Here is a 1,615-nt window from a genome sequence, read left to right as displayed (position 1 = left end):
TTCGGCCAGGGCCTGGGCCCGCTACCGGCTATCACCGCGGTGTTCCTCTATTCCCTGCTGCCGATCATGCGCAACACCTACCTGGCGCTGACCGGCGTCGAACCGGGCATTCGTGAAGCCGCCCGCGGCATCGGCATGACCTTCGGCCAGCGCCTGCGCATGGTCGAGTTGCCGATCGCGGTGCCGGTGATCCTCGCCGGGGTACGCACCGCCGTGGTGATGAACATCGGCGTCATGACCATCGCCGCCACCATCGGCGCCGGCGGCCTGGGCGTACTCATTCTTGCTTCCATCAGCCGCAGCGACATGTCGATGCTGATCGTCGGCGCCGTGCTGGTCAGTCTCCTGGCCATCTTCGCCGACCTGCTTCTGCAATGGCTGCAACGCTCGCTGACTCCAAAAGGACTCCTGAAATGATCGAACTTCAAAACCTGACCAAGACCTTTCGCAGCAACGGCAAGGATGTCAAAGCCGTCGACTCGGTAAGCCTGACCGTCAATGAAGGCGAGATCTGCGTGTTCCTCGGGCCCTCCGGCTGCGGCAAGAGCACCACGCTGAAAATGATCAACCGCCTGATCATGCCCACCTCGGGCAAGGTGCTGATCAATGGCGAGGACACCACCGATCTCGACGAAGTGACCCTGCGCCGCAACATCGGCTACGTGATCCAGCAGATCGGCCTGTTCCCCAACATGACCATCGAGGAAAACATCGTGGTGGTGCCACGCCTGCTGGGCTGGGACAAGCAGAAATGCCACGACCGGGCCCGCGAGCTGATGAGCATGATCAAGCTCGAACCCAAGCAGTACCTGCATCGCTACCCACGGGAACTGTCCGGTGGCCAGCAACAGCGCATCGGGGTGATCCGCGCCCTGGCGGCGGACGCCCCGCTGCTGCTGATGGACGAGCCCTTCGGCGCGGTGGACCCGATCAACCGCGAGATGATCCAGAATGAATTCTTCGAGATGCAGCGGGCGCTGAACAAGACCGTGATCATGGTCAGCCATGACATCGACGAAGCCATCAAGCTGGGGGACAAGATCGCCATCTTCCGTGCCGGCAAGTTGCTGCAGATCGATCACCCCGACACCCTGCTGGCGCACCCGGCGGACGACTTCGTCAGCAACTTCGTCGGCCAGGACAGCACCTTGAAACGCCTGTTGCTGGTCAAGGCCGAAGACGCCGCGGACAACGCCCCGTCGGTCAGCCCGGAAACCCCGGTAGCCGACGCCCTGGAACTGATGGACGAACACGACCGGCGCTACGTGGTGGTGACCTGTGCCGAGAACAAGGCTCTGGGTTATGTACGTCGTCGCGACCTGCACCGTCAGACCGGCACCTGCGCCCAGTTCCTGCGAGAGTTCAACGCTACAGCCGCCTACGACGAACACCTGCGGATTCTTCTGTCGCGCATGTACGAGTTCAACCGCTCGTGGCTGCCGGTGATGGATGCCGAGCGGGTGTTCCTGGGCGAGGTGACTCAGGAATCCATCGCCGCCTACCTGAGCTCCGGGCGTTCGCGGGGGATGAAGACCAATATCGTCTCGCCGGCTGAAACAGTGGTCGCCTGATCAATAAATAGCCAATAACCAACCTGTGGCGAGGGCGCTTGCTC

At 62.3% G+C, this 1,615-nt stretch carries 2 protein-coding genes; both read left to right on the top strand.

The features are described 5' to 3' along the window. The coding region (locus F6S12_RS31575; protein ID WP_315869836.1) for an ABC transporter permease at positions 1 to 417 on the top strand (417 nt) is incomplete at its 5' end. After that, the gene (locus F6S12_RS31570) at positions 414 to 1,571 is read left to right on the top strand and encodes a betaine/proline/choline family ABC transporter ATP-binding protein (protein WP_015634138.1); all 1,158 of its coding nucleotides are present in this window, start codon (positions 414 to 416) and stop codon (positions 1,569 to 1,571) included. The genes F6S12_RS31575 and F6S12_RS31570, both read left to right, overlap by 4 nt. Positions 1,572 to 1,615 lie beyond the last annotated feature (44 nt).

The sequence above is a fragment of the Pseudomonas sp. JV245A genome (genome assembly GCF_032424515.1).
In the GTDB taxonomy this organism is placed as follows: Bacteria; Pseudomonadota; Gammaproteobacteria; order Pseudomonadales; family Pseudomonadaceae; genus Aquipseudomonas; species Aquipseudomonas protegens.
The sequence above is the reverse complement of the archived record's forward strand: the minus strand, read 5'-3'. Positions and strand labels throughout refer to the sequence as shown.

Coding starts and splice junctions, on each gene's coding strand:
- F6S12_RS31570 (WP_015634138.1), top strand. CDS start 414: ATGATCGAACTTCAAAACCTGACCAAGACCTTTCGCAGCAACGGCAAG.